The following is a 17,929-nucleotide window of genomic DNA, read 5'->3' on the forward strand; positions in this document are numbered from 1 at the left end:
CATCCGACGTCCGAGGAGAGAGATGCCCGATCCGACGCCTTCGCCGCTGACCTCCCACCAGCGGGACATCTGGGCGGAGAGTGCCATCGACGAGACCCATCCGCAGTTCAACTGCGTCATCCACGAACGTCTCACGGGACGGGTGGACGTCCCCGCCCTGCGCGCGTGTCTGGCCCGGGCCGCGCGCCGCCACGACGCCCTGGCGCTGTCCTTCGACGAGCGCGACGGCGTGCCCTTCCAGTGGGTGTCGCCCGAGGTCGCCTCCGCCGCCGACGGTGAGCTGGTCCGCGTCGTGGACCTGTCCGACGAGGCCGACCCCCGGGCCGCCTGCGGCTCCTGGGTGGAACGGTCGCTGGCCCGCCCGTTCCCGCTGCGCCGCGGCCGCATGGTCGAGCTGACCCTCCTCAGGGAGGGGCCCGGCGCGGTCCACCTGGTCGTCAAGGCCCACCACATCGTCACCGACGGCTACGGCATCCTGCTCTTCACCGAGCAGGTCTTCGAGGACTACGAACGGGTGAAGGCGGGCGCCGCCCCCTTGGACCGGTCAGCCCCTTCCTACCTGGACGCCGTCGCCGAGGACGCCCGCTACCTGGCGTCCCCTCAGTTCCGGGCGGACCTGGACGTCCACCGCCGCACACTCGGTGACGTCGAGCCCGCCCTGTTCACCCGCCGCCCGGGGGACGCGGGAGTGCGGACCAGGCGGTACTCCTTCACCCTCGACAGCGCTCTGGTGGGACGGCTGCGCGAGCAGCGGCGCTCGGTCTTCCCCGTGGTGGCCGCCGCGTTCGCCACCTGGCTCGGCCGGGTGCACCGCACCGGCGACGTGGTCATCGGCGTGCCGCTGCTCAACCGCAGGACGGGCGAGGAGCTGGCGACCGTCGGCCACTACGCGGGCACCCTGCCGCTGCGGATGCGGGTGCCCGCCACGGCGACGATGCGGGAGGTGGCCGAGGCCGCCGAGGCGGGCGCCGAAGAGCTGCGGCGCCATGAGCGGCCGGCGCTGGGCGATCTGCTCCGCGCCCTGCCACGCCGCGGCGAGGGTGCGCCGCAGTTGTTCGATGTGACGCTGTCCTATCTGCCGGTGCCGCCCAGCCGCCCGGTGGCCGGGGTGGCCCGCAAGGCCACGGGCACGGCTCCCGCGCACGCCCGGGACGCCCTGGCCGTGCACGTGCTGCACCCGCGCGGCACCGACGAGGTCACGGTCTCCCTCGTCCACGCCCTCGACGTCTTCGACGAGGACTTCCCGGCGGAGGCGCTCGCCGGCCACGTCACGGCTCTGATCCGCGGCGCGGTCGAGGAACCCGACCGTCCGATCGGGAGCCTGCGCATGCTGGGCACCGCGGAGCGCCGGGCCCTGGACGCCGCCGCCCACGGCCCCCGGGTGCCCCATCCCGGCGACCGGACCCTGCACGACCTGTTCGAGGAGCAGGCGCGGCGCACCCCCGACCGCTGTGCCGTTCTCACCGGGCCGGGAGGTGCGTCGATGACCTTCGGCCGGCTCGACGGCGCCGCCAATCAGGTCGCCCGGTCCCTGCGCGCGGCGGGGGTCGGCCCCGGCGAGCGGGTCGCCGTCCTGGTGGAGCGCGGGCCGCTGCTGCTGGTGTCGGTGCTCGGCGTGCTCAAGGCGGGGGGTGCCTATGTGCCGGTTGATCCCGGTTATCCCGCCGAGCGCATCGCGTTCATGCTGCGGGACAGCCGGGCCAAGGCCGTCCTGACCGATGCCGGCTCGCCCGGCATCGGTCAGGACGGGGGCGGAGCGGGCGGCGCCGTCCACTTGTGTGTCGACGAGCTGCTCGACGGTGACGACACGCCCCTCGCCCCCGCCGCCACCGCCCGCGACCTCGCGTATGTCATCTACACCTCCGGCTCGACCGGCCGGCCCAAGGGCGTCATGGTCGAGCACCGTTCGGTGGTCAACCGCCTCGCCTGGATGCAGCGCGCCCATCCCATCGGTGCGGACGACGTGATCCTGCACAAGACCCCGGCCTCGTTCGACGTGTCGGTCTGGGAGCTGTTCTGGTGGGCGCTCGCGGGCGCCGCGGTCACCCCGGCGCCGGTCGGGGCCGAGCGGGATCCGCGGGTCCTGGTGCGGGTGATCGCCGAACGGCGGGTCACCGTGACGCACTTCGTGCCCTCGATGCTGGGGCCGTTCCTGGATCTGCTGGAGGAGTCGCCGGACCGCAGGGCGGACGTCCGCTCGCTGCGGTACGTCTTCTGCAGCGGCGAGGCGCTGCCCCCGGCGCGGGTCGAGCAGTTCCACCGCGTCTTCGGCACCGCGGGCGCGCCGAAGCTGGTGAACCTCTACGGGCCGACCGAGGCGGCGGTCGACGTGTCCTGCTTCGAGTGCCCCGCCGATGCCGCGCGGCCGGTGCGGCGGGTGCCCATCGGCCGGCCGATCGACAACACGGAGCTGTACGTGCTGGGCGACCAGGACGAGCCGCAGCCCGCCGGGGCGCCCGGTGAACTGTGCATCGGCGGTGTGCAGGTGGCCCGTGGGTATCTGGACCGGCCCGGGCCGACCGCCGACAGGTTCGTCGACGACCCGTTCACGCCGGGGCGCCGGCTGTACCGGACGGGCGACCTCGCCCGGTGGCTCGCCGACGGGAACCTCGAGTACCTGGGGCGGCTGGACGGCCAGGTCAAGATCCGCGGCAACCGGGTGGAGACCGGCGAGGTCGCCGCCGCGCTCGCCGCCGTACCCGGGGTGCGCGACGCCGTGGTGGTCGACCGTACCGACTCCGCGCGCGGTGTCCATCTCGTCGGTTACTACGTGGCCGAGGAGGACCTCTCGCCGCGGGACCTGCGGGAGCGCTTACGCCGGCAGCTGCCCGAGTTCATGGTGCCGGCGCTGTTCCGGCGCATCGAGCACATCCCGCTGACCCCCAGTGGCAAGACCGACCGCGCGGCGCTGCCCTCCCCGGAGTACCCGGCGGGACCGGCGACCGGGCGGCCGGCGGAGGGGTCGGTGGAGGCCCGGCTCGCCGCCGTCTGGGCCGAGGTGCTGCGCGTGGACCACGTGGGTCTCCACGACGACTACTACGCCCTGGGCGGCGACTCGATCACGGTGCTCAGGATTCGGAGCCTGGCCGAGAAGCGCGGTCTGTACTTCTCCCCCACCGATCTGGTGCGGCACCCCACCGTCGCGTCGCTCGCCGCCCGGGTCTCCACGGAGGCGGACGCGTCCGGTCCGGACCCCGCCCTGGCCCCGTTCGCCCTGATCCCCCGCGTGGACCGGGCGCGGCTGGCGGGTGCTCAGGACGCCCATCCGCTGTCCCGGATGCAGCTCGGACTGCTCTACCACAGCAGCCGCGACGCGCGCTCGGCGGTCTACCGGGACGTGTTCCGCTACACGCTGGAGGTGGCCTGGGAGGAGACGGCGTTCCGCCAGGCCTTCGCGCGTCTGACGGCCCGTCATCCGGCGCTGCGCTCCTCGTTCGACCTGGTGCACCACTCCGAGCCCGTGCAGATCGTGCACGACACGGTGAGCGGCGGCCTGGACGTCGTCGATCTGCGCTCGCGCGCCGCGTCCGGCTCCGTGGCGGAGGCGGAGGAGGAGATCCTCGACCACATCGAGCGGCGGCGCCACCACCGGTACGCCGTGGAGCGCGCTCCGTTGTACCTCATGCGCGCCCATGTGCTGCCGTCGACGGTGGAGTTGGTGTTCAGTTTCCACCACGCGCTGCTCGACGGCGGCAGCGTGGCCAATCTGATCGGGGAACTGCTCCAGGACTACGCGCATCTTCTGGGCCTGGACACCGGCCCGGTGCCGGACGGTCCGCTGCCGTCGGCCGCCCACTTCGTCCGCGACGAGCGGCGGGCCCTGGATTCGGCGGACAGCAGGCGCCACTGGCGGCGCCTGCTGGACGGGGCCGGGATGCCGGCCCTGGACATGCTGCGCTCCTACCAGGCGCCGGGCGACGACGGGCAGCTCACCCGGCACGTCGTGCTTCCCGACGAGCTCGCCGGGAAGCTGCGGCGCCTCGCGCGGGACCAGGCACTGCCGCTGAAGTCGCTGTTCGCCGCGGTCCACTGCCAGGTACTGCGCCTGCTGGCCGGAACGGACGACGTGACGACCGGGGTGATCACCCACGGGCGGCCGGACGCGGAGCACGCCGAACGCCTCACGGGGCTGTTCCTCAACACCGTGCCCCTGCGCCTGCGGACGCGCGGCGCGAGTTGGCTGGACGAGGCGCGCGAGGTCGTCCGGCAGGAGCGGTCGGGCCATCCGCACCGGCGCTACCCGCTCAGCGCCATCCAGGAGGACCACGGCGCCGCGGTCGTGCGCACGGCCTTCAATTACGTGCACTTCCGGCAGCTGGACCCGGTGCTGGCGCTGCCGGGCATCCGGCTGCGGGAGTTCCGGGCGTGGGAGGAGACCGACTTCGAGCTGCTCGCCAACGTCTACACCGAACTCGGCGGTGAGCGGCTGCGGTTGCGCCTGGACTGCGACGGGCGCGCCTTCAGCCCCGCACAGGCGGACCAGCTCGGGAAGATCTGGATCGCGCTGCTGCGGCACCTGGCCGGCCACCCCGCGCGGGAACCGGACCCCGCCTTCCTGGCCCCGCGCGCCGTCCGGGCCGAAGCGGCGGCCGCCCCGCCCGGCGTCGTCCGGCTGTTCCGCGAGCGGGCCGCCGCCACCCCGGACGCGACAGCCGTGGTGACGGGCGAGGGCCGCTGGAGCTACGCGCGCCTGCTGGCCGCCGCCGAGGCGGTGGCGCGGCGGCTGCTCGCCGAGGAACCACCCCCCGACGCCCTGGTGGGCGTGGCCGTGGACCGCTCCCCCCGAGCCGTCGCGGTGCTCCTCGGCACCCTGATGGCGGGTGCCGCCGTCGTGCCGCTGGACACCGGGTTCCCCGCGGAGCGCATCGCCGCGATGCTGCGGCAGGCGCGGCCGTTCCGGGTCATCGCCGACGCCCGGCACACCGCTCTGGTGGGCGCCGTTTCCCCACTGCTGCCCGCGGAGTCGGTCACCGAGCCGGTACCCGGCGAGGGCGTGCTGCCCGAGCCCTCGCCCGGGGCGGCCGCGTACGTGCTGTTCACCTCCGGTTCCACGGGCGCCCCCAAGGGGGTGGTGATGCCGCACCGGGGGCTGGCGAACCTGGTGGCCTGGCAGAACGGCAGGCCGAGCGGGGTCGTCGGCGGAGCGACGCTGCAATACGCCCCGCTCAGCTTCGATGTGTCGTTCCAGGAGATCTTCTCCACCCTGTGCGGCGGCGGGACGCTGCACCTCGTGGACGACGCGGAGCGCAGGGACATGCCCGCGCTGCTGCGCAGGATCGACCGGGAGGGCATCGAGCGGGTCTTCTTCCCCTACGTCACCCTCCAGCAGTTCGCCGAGGCCGCGCGCGCCCTGGACATCTTCCCGCGGCGGCTGCGCGTGCTGATCTCCTCCGGCGAGCAGCTGCGGACGACCGACGAGATCCGCGGCCTTCTCGCCGCCCTCCCGGGCGCGCTGCTGGAGAACCACTACGGGCCCACGGAGACCCATGTCGCCACGGCGTTCACGATGAAGGGCGACCCCGGGGTGTTCCCGGCGCTGCCCCCGGTCGGGCGGGCCATCGACGGCGCCGATGTCCATGTGCTGGACTCCCGGATGCGTCCGGTGCCCCCGGGCGGCCAGGGCGAGCTCCACATCGGCGGCTCGGGCCTGGCCCTCGGGTATCTGGGGCGGCCCGATCTGACGGAGGAACGCTTCGTCGACGACCCGTTCACCCCCGGGGGACGTCTGTACCGGACGGGCGACCTCGCGCGTACCCTGCCCGGCGGGGACATCGCCTACATGGGACGCGCGGACGCGCAGGTGAAGATCCGCGGCCATCGCGTGGAGCCCGCCGAGGCGGAGCTGGCCGTCACCCGTCTCGCCGCGGACGACCCCGGCATCCGCGAAGCCGCTGTCGTCGCCCGGCGCGGGCAGGACGGCGACACCTCGCTCGCCGCGTTCCTCACCGGTGACCGGGCCGTGGCGGACCTCGACGGTCTGCGGTCACGCCTGCGCGAGCTGCTGCCGGACCATCTGGTGCCGTGCCACTTCGCGTGGCTGCCCGCGCTGCCGTTGACTCCGAGCGGCAAACGCGACGACGCCGCCCTGCGGCGTGTCCCGCTCACCCCGGTCGACGCCTCCGCCCCGGCGGGCGTGCCGCGGGACGCGTACGAGGAGGCGCTGGCGGACATGCTGGCCGACCTGCTGCGGCTGCCCGCGGTCGGGGTGCACAGCGACATGTTCGAGCTCGGCGGCACGTCGCTGACCGCGATGCGGCTGGTGGTGTCGGTCGAACAGCGCTACGGCGTGAGCATCCCCCTGTCCACGTTCCTCGCCGCCCCGACCGTGGCCCGGCTCGCCGACCACCTGCGGTCCGGCGCCGCCGTCCCGGCCTTCGACCCGCTGGTGCCCGTCCGGCCGGAAGGCACCCGCCGGCCCCTCTTCCTGGTCCACCCCATGGGCGGCAACGTGCTGTGCTATCTGCCGTTCGCCCGGCACCTGCCGGCCGGCCAGCCGCTGTACGCGCTCCAGGCCGCCGGGGCCGACCCGGGCGTCCTGCCGCTGACATCGGTGCCGGCGCTCGCGGCGAGCTACCTCGACGCCGTGCGCCGGGTGCAGCCGCGCGGGCCCTACACCCTCGGCGGCTGGTCCTTCGGCGGTTTCGTCGCCTTCGAGATGGCCCGGCAGCTCACGGCCGCCGGGGAGGAGGTCGAGCACCTGATCGTCCTCGACACCGTGGCCGCGGTCCCGGGCAGCCGCGCCCGTCAGCCGGACGACCGCCTGCTGAGCTGGTTCTTCTGGGAGCTGCTGCTGACGCTCGGCGGGACGTCCCCCGTCGCGGATCTCCCCGCCCCGGCGGGCTCGGAGGAGGAGAGGTTCGCGCGCATGGCGGAGATCGCCACCGAGTCCGGTGTGCTCCCCGCCGGCAGCTCCGCGGCCGTGATCCGCCGGCTCTTCCGCGTCTACGAGGCGAACTGGGCGGCGGCGCTGGACTACCGGCCGCAGGCCTCCGACACCCGCCTCACCCTGATCCGGGCCGATGATCCGCTGCCCGAGGTACTGCGGTCCATGCACGACGCGGTGGGCAGCCGGCACCAGGACCCGGCCAACGGCTGGCGGCTGCTGACGAACCGCGTCGAGGTCGTCGGCGTCCCCGGGGACCATCTGTCGATCATGACCGAACCGTACGTCGGACATGTCGCCCGGACGGTCGGCGAACTGATCCGGCGCCGGCCGCACACCGCTGTCACCTCCTCGCCCGGAAGGGACTGAGCACATGGGAACAGAGAAGCACCGCAGCACCGCCGTTGTCGTCGGAGCCGGGATCGGCGGCCTGACCGCCGCCGCCGCGCTGAGCCGCGCGGGGCTCGACGTGCGCGTCCACGAACGCGCCACCGAACTGCGCGCGGCCGGCTCCGGCCTGTCCGTCATGACCAACGCCCTCACCGCGCTCTCCCGCGCCGGCATCGACCTGGGGCTGGAGAAGCACGGCCAGGCAGTCGAGGTCTTCAAGGTCCTGGACCGGCGTGGCCGGCTGATCCGGGAACAGCCGCTGAAGGAGGTCAGCGACCGGCTGGGCGCGCCGTGCGTGAGCATCAGCCGCGCGGCCCTGCAGAGCGCCCTGCTCGCCGAGGCCGGTGACGTCCCCATCACACTCGGGGCCGCCGCCACCCGCTACGAGACCGACGACGACGGCGTCACCGTGCACTTCGCCGACGGCACCACCGCCCGGGGCGACATCCTCGTCGGCGCCGACGGCTTCCGCTCCGCCGTCCGCCGCCAACTGGCGGGCCCGGAGGAGGAACGGGACAGCGGATATCTGTGCTGGCTGGCCCTCGTCCCCTTCGAGGACCCGCGGCTGCCGCCCGGGTACGTCGGCCACTACTGGGGACGCGGTCGCCGCTTCGGCCTGATCGACATCGGCCACGGCCGCTACTACTGGTGGGGCACCTGCAACATGCCGGCCGCCCGCAGCCGCTCGTGGTCCGGGGGCAAGGACGAGATCCTGCGCGTGTACGACGGCTGGGCCCCCGAGGTGCTGCGGGCCGTCCGGGAGACTCCTGAGGACGCCATCCTCAGCATGCCGTCGTGCGACCGCGTCTTCCTGGAGCGCTGGGGCGACGGACCCGTCACGCTGCTCGGCGACGCGGCCCATCCGATGCTGACCAGTCTCGGCCAGGGGGCGGCCATGGCGATCGAGGACGCCGTCGTCCTCGCCGACGCGATGGCGCGGCATGCGGACGACCCCCGGGCGGGCCTGCGCGCGTACGAGGACGCGCGGCGTGAACGCACCAGGGTCATGGTCGCCCAGTCGCGCAGGACGAGCGATCTCGAACAGCTGGAACACCCGGTCGCGACGGCACTGCGCAACACGTTCCTCCGCTGGGCGCCGAAGTCCGCGCTGACGCGCCCGCTGGAGGCGGCACTGACCTTCCCTGTGCCCGGGGCCGGTTCGAGTACCCCCGAAACCGGCCCGGACCTGTGACTCCGACGAGTCGGGACGACAGGATTTGAACCTGCGACCCCTTGACCCCCAGTCAAGTGCGCTACCAAGCTGCGCCACGTCCCGATGCGTTCCGCGCGGTGAACCGCGTGATCACGCAGGTCAACCTTACCGCATGTGCGGCACCGGTCCCGGCGCGGCGCGGCTATTTGTCCTGTCAAAAGGTTGACATGACGCCGGTCGCCCGCAGAGGGTGTGCGGACAGGACGCGGAACGGGCCGGAAAGAGGCTTTCATGGTGGATGCGCTGGGTGTCGCCGTCGTGGGTTTCGGCTGGATGGGGCGGGTGCACACCCAGGCGTACGCGCGTGTGCGGCACCACTATCCGCGACTGGCCCTGCGTCCGGAGCTGATCACGGTGGCCGAGGAGGTGCCGGGGCGGGCCGAGGAGGCCGCCGCGCAGTTCGGGTTCGCCTCCACGGCGCGTGACTGGCGCGAGGTGGCCGCCGATCCGCGTGTCCAGGCGGTCAGCATCACCGCCCCCAACTTCCTGCACCGCGAGATCGGCGTCGCGATGGCGCAGGCCGGGAAGCACATCTGGATCGAGAAGCCGGTGGGCCTGGGTTCCGAGGACGCCCGCGCGGTGGCCGACGCGGTCGCGGCCGCGGGGGTGCAGGGCGCGGTCGGCTTCAACTACCGCAACGCGCCGGCCGTGGAGGCGGCCCGCGACCTCATCGCCTCCGGTGACATCGGCCGGGTCACGCATGTCCGCATCCGGCTGTTCAGCGACTACGCGGCCCATCCCGAGTCCGCGCTGACGTGGCGTTACGAGCGGGAGCGGGGCGGCAGCGGGGTGCTGGGAGACCTCGCCTCGCACGGCGCCGATCTGGCCCGCTTCCTGCTCGGCGACATCGACTCGCTGACCGCCGACACCGCGATCTTCGTGCCCGAGCGGGCCCGTCCGGCGGGCGCCACGGCCGGCCACTCCCGCGCGACGGGCGGCGAATTGGGCCCCGTGGAGAACGAGGACTACGTCAGCTGTCTGCTGCGGTTCGCCTCCGGGGCGCGCGGGGTGCTCGAGGCGTGCCGGGTCTCGGTGGGTGAGCAGAACAACTACGGCTTCGAGGTGCACGGGACCGAGGGGGCGGTGTTCTGGGACTTCCGGAGGATGAACGAACTCGGTGTCGGGCGGGGCGGCGGGTATCAGGACCAGCCGGTCAGCACGGTGTATGTGGGGCCCGGGGACGGGGAGTTCGGGGCGTTTCAGCCGGGGGCGGGGAATGCGATGGGGTACGACGATCTGAAGGTGATCGAGGCGTACCGGTTCGTGCGGTCCGTAGCGGAGGGGGTGGGGTACGGGGCGACGGTGTCGGACGCGGTCCGCAGTGCGGGGGTGCTGGACGCGATGGCGCGGTCCGCGGAGAGCGGGGCGTGGGTGCGGGTGGGGTCCTGAAGGGCTTTTCCTCGCCCCCGCCGCCCCTTCCCGTCCCGTCCTGGGGGCTTCGCCCCAGACCCCCTTCGCGCAGTTCCCCGCGCCCCTTGAGGACGGGAAGGGAAGGGACGGCGGGGGCGGACACACCGTTCCGGACCACGGTGCGCGCGTCACAGGGTTCCGCGGTTGCCCAGCCAAGCCTTGATGGGGATGAGGACCAGCCACCACCACATCGCCGCGGGGCCGATGACCAGGGCCAGGGGGATGGTCACCAGGAACACCACCACCGTCGCCCCCAGATCGACGGCCGACAGCTTCTCGTCCCGCACGGGCGCGGCCCCACCCCGCAGCCACGGCCGCCGCGCGACAAGCGCCGCCAGCGCGAGATGGACCGCCCCGAGCGAGGCGACCGCCGCCGAGTAGATGACCACCGAGGCGCTCTCGTCGCCGTACTCGGAGACCAGGGCCGTCGGGAACGGCACCAGCGCCGCGAGACCCAGCCCCAGGATCGTCAGGACGATCACGCCGCCGTCCACCTGCTGCACGCCCCGGAAGATCGCGCGGTGGTCGCGCCAGAAGCCCGCCAGCACCGCCAGGCTGATGCCGTACGCGCCGAGGTTGGGCAGTACGTCCCTCAGCGCCTGGTCGAACTCCTCGGAGTTCAGGCCCTGCGGCACGGAGATGTCCAGGACCAGCAGGGTGATGGCGATGGCGAACACGCCGTCGGCGAGCGCCACCAGCCGTTCGGGCCCGCCTTCCGGGGTCGGTTTGCTCATGGACACGACGGTAGGCAGGCCCGGCACGCCGGGCGGCCGTACACGCCGGGCCGTCACCCCGTCACGGTCGCGGGCGGCATGTTGTAGGGGGTCACCACCTGGATGGCGGAGGGCAGGGTGGGCCCCGCGGGCGGCAGGGCGCCGTGTGCGCGCATCACCAGGTGGCAGGCCTCCCGCAGGTCGTGGCGCAGGTCGTGGTGGAGCACGGCGGACAGGCGGTGCTCGCGCAGCAGGCGGGTGTTGTCCTGGTCGAGGTCGTGCGCGACGAAGACCGGGCACTCCCGTCCGGCGTCGGCGAAGGCGCGCAGGGTGGCGATGTTGCCGCCGCCGATGGAGTAGACGGCGCGGATCTCCGGGTCCCGGTCGAGGGCGGCGCGCACGAGGTCGTACTGGGTGGCGTCCAGGCCCTGGCCCTCGGCGATCTCGACGAGGGTCCGCCCGGGGTGCCGGGCGCGCATGACGCTGCGGAAGCCCATCTCCCGTTCCTCCTCGTTGCGGAAGAAGCCGCTGGAGAGGCTGGTGAGCACGTTGCCGGGGCGGTCGCCGAGCCACTGGCCCATGAGGTAGGCGGCGGTGGCTCCCGCCGCCCGGTTGTCACTTCCGACGTGGCCGATCCGCGCGCTCGCGGGCAGGTCGGTCACCAGGGTCACCACCGGGATGTCCGACGCGGCGAGCCGGGCGACGGCGGCGGTGATCTCGGGGACGTCGGGTGCCTTGAGCAGCACGCCCTGTGAGCCGCGGCGGGCTATGCGGTCCAGGGTCTCGACCAGTTCCCCCGCCGGACCCGTCTCGCGGAAGTGGAAGCGCGAGCGGACCACCGCCGGGTGCAGGGAGGGCAGTTCGGCCTCCAGGGCGGCGCGCACGGCGGTGGAGAAGCGCTCCGGTGACTGCATCACGATGTCCACCATGAACGTACGGCCGACGAGACGGACCTGGGTGCGCTGGCGGTCCAGGTCGGCTATCGCGCGGCGTACCTCCTGCGCGGTACTCTCCCGCACACCGCCGCGCCGGTTGAGGACGCGGTCCACCGTGGCCTCGCTCAACCCGGCCTGACGTGCGATTTCCCTGATCGGGAAGGGGTGGCCCATACGGCCTCCTGAGGGGTTTTTGATGGGTTCCTGCTGGTTGTTCGACGGGTTTGTACTGTCAAGAATGGCAGCAGCCGCGTCGCTCCGTGACCCGAAGGGACGACCCCATGTCCGCATCCTCTTCCGTGCAGACCCCCGCGCCGGCCGACTGGCTCTCCGAGCGGGACTGCGACCTGGAGAGCTTCCGCGCGCTGGTGGAGCAGCGGACCGACCTCGCCGCCCACCCGCACGCCACCGCCGTCGAGCGGAACGTGCTGCTCTACGACGCCGAGCGGCTCGCCCTCGCCGACCGCCGCGCCGTCCGGGCCGAACTCGTCCGCGCGCTGTCCGCGGGCCCCGGCATCGTGGTGGTCCGCGGTGCCTTCCCCGACCCGGCGGTCGTGGACCGGATCACCGCCGTGTTCGACGCACTGATCGCCGGGCAGCGCGCCTCGGGCACCGCCGCCGGTGACCACTTCGCCCGGCCGGGCGACAACGACCGGGTGTGGAACGCCCTGGAGAAGACGGCCCTGTACGACCCGCAGGCGTTCGCCGACTACTACGCCAACGATGTGATCGCCCTGCTCTCCTCGGCCTGGCTCGGCCCCGGCTACCAGATCACCTCGCAGGTCAACGTGGTCAACCCGGGCGGCGCCGCGCAGACCGTGCACCGCGACTACCACCTGGGGTTCCTGTCCAACGAGACGGCCGCGGCCTACCCGGCGCACGTGCACCGCCTCTCCCCCGCGCTCACCCTCCAGGGCGCCGTGGCGCACTGCGACATGCCCGTGGAGTCCGGGCCCACGCTGTATCTGCCGCACTCGCAGAAGTACGAGCCCGGCTACCTCGCCTGGCGGCTGCCGGAGTTCCGGGCGTACTTCGAGGAGCATCATGTGCAGCTGCCGCTCGCCAAGGGCGACGCGGTGTTCTTCAACCCGGCGCTGTTCCACGCCGCCGGTGCCAACCGTTCGGCGGACATCCGGCGCACGGCCAACCTGCTCCAGGTGTCCTCCGCGTTCGGGCGGGCCATGGAGAGCGTGGACCGCGAGGCCGTGACGGGCGCCGTCTACCCGGTGCTCCTGGGCCGCAAGGCCGAGGGCGCCGGTGAGCGGTGGCTGGAGAACGTGATCGCGGCGAGCGCCGAGGGCTACCCGTTCCCCACCAACCTCGACAACGACCCGCCGGTCGACGGTCTGGCCCCGCCGTCGCAGGCCGACGTCGTACGGCGGGCGCTGCGGGAGGGCTGGACCGCGCGGACCCTGCGCAACGAACTGCGGGCCGCCGCCAAGCGGCGCGAGAGCTGAAAGGGACGCGGACAGATCATGGGACTTCTCGACGACAGGATCGTCCTCGTCAACGGCGGCAGTCAGGGCGTCGGCGCCGCGATCGCGCGGGCCGCGGTCCGCGAGGGGGCGGTCGTGGCCGTCAGCGGGCGGCGCCCGGAAGCCGGCGAGGCGCTGGTGGCCGAGCTGACGGCCGGAGGCGGCAAGGCGATGTTCGTACGGGCCGACCTGGCGACGCCGAGCAGGCCAGGGCCTCGGTGACCCGGGTGGTCGAGGCGTACGGCCGGGTCGACTGCCTGGTCAACTCGGCGGGGCTGACGACGCGCGGAACGCTGCTCGACACCACGCCCGAGCTGTTCGACCAGCATGTCGCGATCAACCTGAAGGCGCCGTTCTTCGCCATGCAGGCCGCCGTCGCGGACATGGTGCGGCGCGAGGCGCCCGGCACGATCGTGAACATCATCACCTCGTCGGCGCACGGCGGGCAGCCGTTCCTCGCGCCGTACGTCGCCGCGAAGGCCGGGCTGATCGGTCTGCCCCTCCCCCACGCTCGGACTTCGCTCGCGCGGGGGGACCCCCATCGCGGCGCACGCCCACCGCTGGGACCGGATCCGGATCAACGGAGTGAACATCGGCTGGACCGCCACCGAGGGCGAGGACGCCACCCAGCGCGCCTTTCACGGCGCCGGGGACGACTGGCGCGAACAGGCCGCCGCGCGGCTGCCGATGGGCAAGCTCGGGCAGCCGGACGAGATCGCCGACTTCGTGGTCCTGCTGCTCTCCGACCGTTCCGGTGTGGTCACCGGGTCCGTGATCGACTGGGACCAGAACGTCCTCGGCGGCCTCGACTGATCCGCTCGTCCCCCGCTCGTACGCACCACCCCCGCACCCCCCGCACCCCCCGCACCCAAGGAGCACCGCCCGCATGCGTATCGGAATCCTCGGCCTCGGCCGCATCGGCGCCTTCCACGCCGAGACCCTGTCCGGGCTCGACGCCGTCGAGTCCCTCGTCGTCTCCGATCCGTTCGCGGACGCCGCGAAGGCCGCCGCCGAGCGGTTCGGCGCGCAGGTCGCGGACTCGCCCGAGGCGGTGCTGGCGGCCGGGGTGGACGGTGTGGTCGTCGCCGCCGCGACGGACGCCCACCCGGCGCTGATCCTCTCCTGCGCGGAGGCGGGCGTGCCGGTCTTCTGCGAGAAGCCGGTGGCGCGCACGATGGCCGAGGGTGTGCGGGTGCTGAGGGCGGTCGAGAAACTGGACGTGCCGATCCAGATCGGCTTCAACCGCCGGTTCGACGCCGGCTTCGTCGCCGCTCGGGAGGCCGTGCGCGGTGGTGAGCTGGGCGATCTGCACACGGTGCGCTCGACGACGCTCGACCCGGCGCCGCCGCCGGCCGCGTACATCGCCGCGTCCGGGGGCATCTTCCGCGACTGCTCGGTGCACGACTTCGACATCATCCGCTGGGTGACCGGCCGCGAGGTGGGCGAGGTGTACGCGGCCGGCGGCAACCGGGGCGCCGCCTTCATCAAGGAGGCGGGCGACGCCGACACCACGGGCGCGCTGCTCACCCTGGACGACGGCACCCTCGCGGTGGTCTCCAACAGCCGGCACAACGCCCGCGGTTACGACGTCCGCATGGAGCTGCACGGCTTCCGGGACTCCATCGCGGTCGGCCTGGAGGACAAGCTGCCGCTGCGGTCGGTGGAGCCGGGCGTGACCTTCCCCGCGGGCACCCCGCACGACTTCTTCATGGACCGCTTCACCGCCGCCTACCGGGCCGAACTGACGGCGTTCACCGAGGTCGTCGCCGGTTCCCGGCCCTCGCCGTGCACGGTCGCGGACGCCCTGGAGGCGGGCTGGATCGCGGAGGCGTGCACACTGTCGTTGCACGAGCACCGGCCTGTCACCCTCGAGGAGGTACGGCACGCATGAGCGAGCCCGCCCGCGCACCCCTGCGCATCGGAATCCTGGGAGCCGCGCGGATCACCGAGCGCTCCCTCGTCGCCCCGGCACGGGCGGGCGGCCACCGGCTTGTCGCGGTGGCCGCCCGCGACCGGGACCGCGCGGGCGCCTTCGCCGCGGCGCACGGTGTGGAGCGGGTCGCGGGGTCCTACCGCGAGCTGCTGGCCGATCCCGAGGTCGACGTCGTCTACAACCCGCTCGCCAACGGTCTGCACGGCCCGTGGAACCTGGCGGCGCTGGAGGCGGGCAAGCACGTCCTGACGGAGAAGCCGTCGGCGAGCAACGCCGAGGAGGCGCGGCGGGTGCGGGAGGCGGCGGCGAAGTCCGGCACCGTCTTCATGGAGGCGTTCCACTACCTCTTCCACCCGGTCACCCGCCGGCTGCACGAGCTGCTGGCCTCCGGTGAGCTCGGCGCCCTGCGCCACGTGGAGACCGTGGTGGCGATCCCCGCCCCGGAGGCCACCGACCCGCGCTGGTCGCTGTCCCTGGCCGGCGGTGCCCTGATGGACCTCGGCTGCTACGGCCTGCACGCGCTGCGCATGCTGGCGCCCTGGGCGGGCGGCGCCCCGCGCCTGGTCTCCGCCCGGGCGGGTGAGCGGGCGGGCGCGCCGGGGGTGGACGAGTGGCTCGACGCCGAGCTGGAGTTCCCCGGCGGCGCGACGGGCACCGCCCGCTGCCACATGGCCTACGAGGGGCTGGAGATGAGCCTGAGGCTGGTCGGTGAGCGGGGCGAGGCGAGCGCCCCGAACTTCGTGCTGCCACAGCGGGACGACCGGGTCGTGGTCCGTACGGCGGACGGCGAGCGCACGGAGCACCTGGGCACCCGGTCGTCGTACACGTATCAGCTGGAGGCGTTCGCCGCCCGGGTGCGCGAGGGTGCTCCGCTGCCGCTGGACCCGGACGACGCGGTGGCCACGATGCGGCTGATCGACGCGTGCTACCGGGCGGCGGGACTCGCGCCGCGGCCCAGCGGCACGATCGGCTGACCTCGCGCGGCCGGTGTGCGTGCGGCCGTCCCGCGGGGGCGGCCGCACGCGGGGCGGGTCAGCGGTACAGCGGGGGTTTGTCCACCAGGTCGACGCGCACCCTGCCGCCGTCCTCCAGCGCGCGCACGCCCGCCTCGCAGACGGCCGCGGCGGCATAGCCGTCCCAGACGCCCGGGCCGGTGACCCGGCCCGCGCGGGTGGCGTCGACCCAGGCCCGGATCTCGTCGTCGTAGGCCTGGGCGAAGCGTTCGGTCCAGTCCTGGGTGATGGTGCCGCCCCAGCGGCCGTCGGTGTGGGTGACCAGGGCGTGGCCGTCGCCGATGCGGGCGGTGCCGCGTTCGCAGACGGCCTCGGCCTGCACCTGGTAGCCGAAGCCGCAGTTGACGAAGATCTCCACGTCGGAGAGGGCGCCGCCGTCGGTCTCGAGGACGACGAACTGGGGGTCGCGCAGTCCCTCGGGGGCGCCGGCGGACGGGGTGGGGCGCAGGACCGTGACGGCGGTGATCTCGTGGCCGAGCAGCCAGCGGGTGGCGTCCACCTCGTGGGCCACGGAGTCGCTGATGAGCATGGCGCTGGTGAAGAAGGACGGGCTGGCGACGTTGCGGTGCCGGTTGTGCAGCATGAGCGGGCGGCCCAGCCGGCCGCTGTCCAGCAGGGCCTTGAGGTGCGTGTACTCGGTGTCGTAGCGGCGCATGAAGCCGACCTGGACCCTGCGGTGGCCGAGGGCCTGTTCGGCCTCCATCACGCGCAGGGCGGACGCCGCGTCGGGGGTGAGCGGCTTCTCGCACAGGACGGGCAGATCGCGCTCGAACGCGGTGAGCAGGGCGGCCTCGTGGGCCGGGCCCGAGGAGGCGACGAGCACGGCGTCGACGTCGGCCGACGCCATCGCGGCGGCCGGGTCGGTGTGGGCGGTGCAGCCCTCGACGTCCGCGGCGACGGCCTCGGCCCGCGCGGCGTCGATGTCCACGACGGCGGTGACCCGCGCGCCGCTGATGAGCCGGTCGATCCGGCGGACGTGGTCCGCGCCCATACGGCCGGCGCCGATGACGGCGACGCGCAGCGGTCCGCCGCGGTTCATCCTCCGCCTCCCTTCGGTGTCGTCAGGCGCCGCAGGAGCGCAGGAACTTGCGGGTGCGTACGGCGATGGGCAGCGGCTTGTCCGGCTCGCAGGGGTACATGTCCTGCTCGACGATGGCGAACAGGTCCACGCCCAGTTTCTGGGCGGCCGTGAGGACCGGGCCCAGTTCGGGGACGCCGGCGGGCGGTTCGCACATCACGCCGCGCTGGACGGCGGGCCCGAAGGGGATCTCGTTCTTGACGACGTCGGCGAGGATCTCCGGGTCGACCTGCTTGAGGTGGAGGTAGCCGATGCGCTCGCCGTAGGTCTCGATCAGCTTGACGCTGTCGCCGCCGCAGTAGGCGTAGTGGCCGGTGTCCAGGCAGAGGTTGACCAGGGAGGAGTCGGTGGAGTCGAGGAAGCGCTCGACGTGCTCCTCGGTGTCGATGTGGGTGTCGGCGTGCGGGTGGACGACGATGTCGAGCCCGTAGGTCTCCTTCACCTCGCGGCCCAGGCGTTCCATGCCCGTGCTGAGGTGGCCCCACTGCTCGGTGGTGAGCTCCGGGGGTTCCAGGACCTCGGCGGTCTTGTCGTCGCGCCAGAAGGACGGGATGACGACGAGGTGCCGGGCGTTCATGTCGCGGGTGAGCGCGGCGACGCGGCTGACCTGTTCCCAGGTGGCGTCCCACTCGGAGGGGCCGCGGTGCAGTCCGCAGAAGATGGTGCCGGCGGAGACCTTCAGGCCCCGCCGCTCCACCTCGTCGGTGAGGCGGGCCGCGTCGGTGGGGAGGTAGCCGTAGGGGCCGAGTTCGATCCAGGAGTAACCGGCCTCGGCGACCTCGTCGAGGAAGCGCTGCCAGGGCACCTGCTGGGGGTCGTCGGGGAACCAGACGCCCCAGGAGTCGGGGGCGGATCCGACCCGGATGCGGTCGAGCGCGACTGCCAT

The 17,929-nt window shown here is 73.5% G+C and carries 10 protein-coding genes, 1 tRNA gene and 1 pseudogene; 7 read left to right on the forward strand and 5 right to left on the reverse strand.

The genetic code is table 11. The features are described from left to right. Positions 1–22: 22 nt before the first annotated feature. Together AC5L3C_RS03040 and AC5L3C_RS03045 are read left to right on the forward strand one after the other, a co-directional pair. Entirely contained in the window at positions 23–7,252 is a 7,230-nt protein-coding gene (locus AC5L3C_RS03040) for an amino acid adenylation domain-containing protein (protein WP_493646698.1), read from the forward strand. Positions 7,253–7,256: 4 nt separating this feature from the next. Beyond that, positions 7,257–8,465, forward strand: coding sequence for an FAD-dependent monooxygenase (locus AC5L3C_RS03045; RefSeq protein WP_493646700.1), 1,209 nt, complete (start codon positions 7,257–7,259; stop codon positions 8,463–8,465). A 10-nt stretch (positions 8,466–8,475) separates the two neighbouring features. Here the strand turns inward: AC5L3C_RS03045 and AC5L3C_RS03050 are convergent. Next, positions 8,476–8,549: transfer RNA gene (locus AC5L3C_RS03050), tRNA-Pro, on the reverse strand. 168 nt (positions 8,550–8,717) lie between these two features. On the opposite strand from AC5L3C_RS03050, the gene AC5L3C_RS03055 reads away from it, so the two are divergent. Continuing rightward, positions 8,718–9,875, forward strand: a complete 1,158-nt coding sequence (locus tag AC5L3C_RS03055) for a Gfo/Idh/MocA family protein (RefSeq protein ID WP_493646702.1) — start codon at positions 8,718–8,720, stop codon at positions 9,873–9,875. Positions 9,876–10,024: 149 nt separating this feature from the next. On the opposite strand, the gene AC5L3C_RS03060 is transcribed toward AC5L3C_RS03055, so the two are convergent. Both AC5L3C_RS03060 and AC5L3C_RS03065 read right to left on the reverse strand, forming a co-directional pair. Then, positions 10,025–10,630: a TMEM175 family protein gene (locus AC5L3C_RS03060; RefSeq protein ID WP_493646704.1), complete on the reverse strand. Its 606-nt coding sequence runs from the start codon at positions 10,628–10,630 to the stop codon at positions 10,025–10,027. A gap of 53 nt (positions 10,631–10,683) precedes the next feature. Continuing rightward, positions 10,684–11,718 (reverse strand): LacI family DNA-binding transcriptional regulator, encoded by a 1,035-nt coding sequence (locus AC5L3C_RS03065; protein WP_493646706.1) that lies wholly within the window; start codon positions 11,716–11,718, stop codon positions 10,684–10,686. A gap of 107 nt (positions 11,719–11,825) precedes the next feature. Between AC5L3C_RS03065 and AC5L3C_RS03070 the strand changes: the two genes are divergently transcribed. From AC5L3C_RS03070 to AC5L3C_RS03085, 4 genes and pseudogenes are all read left to right on the forward strand, one after another. Continuing rightward, on the forward strand, positions 11,826–13,001 hold the full coding sequence (locus AC5L3C_RS03070; protein ID WP_493646708.1) for a phytanoyl-CoA dioxygenase family protein: 1,176 nt from the start codon (positions 11,826–11,828) through the stop codon (positions 12,999–13,001). Positions 13,002–13,019: 18 nt separating this feature from the next. Then, positions 13,020–13,832, forward strand: a pseudogene (locus tag AC5L3C_RS03075) (SDR family oxidoreductase). A gap of 73 nt (positions 13,833–13,905) precedes the next feature. Beyond that, positions 13,906–14,910, forward strand: a complete 1,005-nt coding sequence (locus tag AC5L3C_RS03080) for a Gfo/Idh/MocA family protein (protein ID WP_493646710.1) — start codon at positions 13,906–13,908, stop codon at positions 14,908–14,910. Next, positions 14,907–15,926, forward strand: coding sequence for a Gfo/Idh/MocA family protein (locus tag AC5L3C_RS03085; protein ID WP_493646712.1), 1,020 nt, complete (start codon positions 14,907–14,909; stop codon positions 15,924–15,926). Before AC5L3C_RS03080 ends, AC5L3C_RS03085 begins: the two co-directional genes overlap by 4 nt. A gap of 58 nt (positions 15,927–15,984) precedes the next feature. Here the strand turns inward: AC5L3C_RS03085 and AC5L3C_RS03090 are convergent, their stop codons facing one another. Both AC5L3C_RS03090 and AC5L3C_RS03095 read right to left on the reverse strand, forming a co-directional pair. After that, positions 15,985–17,004: a Gfo/Idh/MocA family protein gene (locus tag AC5L3C_RS03090; RefSeq protein WP_493646714.1), complete on the reverse strand. Its 1,020-nt coding sequence runs from the start codon at positions 17,002–17,004 to the stop codon at positions 15,985–15,987. A 22-nt stretch (positions 17,005–17,026) separates the two neighbouring features. Beyond that, positions 17,027–17,929, reverse strand: a complete 903-nt coding sequence (locus tag AC5L3C_RS03095) for a sugar phosphate isomerase/epimerase family protein (RefSeq protein ID WP_493646716.1) — start codon at positions 17,927–17,929, stop codon at positions 17,027–17,029.

It is taken from the genome of Streptomyces speibonae, assembly GCF_984686075.1.

Coding starts and splice junctions, on each gene's coding strand:
- AC5L3C_RS03040 (WP_493646698.1), top strand. CDS start 23: ATGCCCGATCCGACGCCTTCGCCGCTGACCTCCCACCAGCGGGACATC.
- AC5L3C_RS03095 (WP_493646716.1), bottom strand. CDS start 17,929: ATGGCAGTCGCGCTCGACCGCATCCGGGTCGGATCCGCCCCCGACTCC.
- AC5L3C_RS03045 (WP_493646700.1), top strand. CDS start 7,257: ATGGGAACAGAGAAGCACCGCAGCACCGCCGTTGTCGTCGGAGCCGGG.
- AC5L3C_RS03055 (WP_493646702.1), top strand. CDS start 8,718: ATGGTGGATGCGCTGGGTGTCGCCGTCGTGGGTTTCGGCTGGATGGGG.
- AC5L3C_RS03065 (WP_493646706.1), bottom strand. CDS start 11,718: ATGGGCCACCCCTTCCCGATCAGGGAAATCGCACGTCAGGCCGGGTTG.
- AC5L3C_RS03060 (WP_493646704.1), bottom strand. CDS start 10,630: ATGAGCAAACCGACCCCGGAAGGCGGGCCCGAACGGCTGGTGGCGCTC.
- AC5L3C_RS03080 (WP_493646710.1), top strand. CDS start 13,906: ATGCGTATCGGAATCCTCGGCCTCGGCCGCATCGGCGCCTTCCACGCC.
- AC5L3C_RS03085 (WP_493646712.1), top strand. CDS start 14,907: ATGAGCGAGCCCGCCCGCGCACCCCTGCGCATCGGAATCCTGGGAGCC.
- AC5L3C_RS03070 (WP_493646708.1), top strand. CDS start 11,826: ATGTCCGCATCCTCTTCCGTGCAGACCCCCGCGCCGGCCGACTGGCTC.
- AC5L3C_RS03090 (WP_493646714.1), bottom strand. CDS start 17,004: ATGAACCGCGGCGGACCGCTGCGCGTCGCCGTCATCGGCGCCGGCCGT.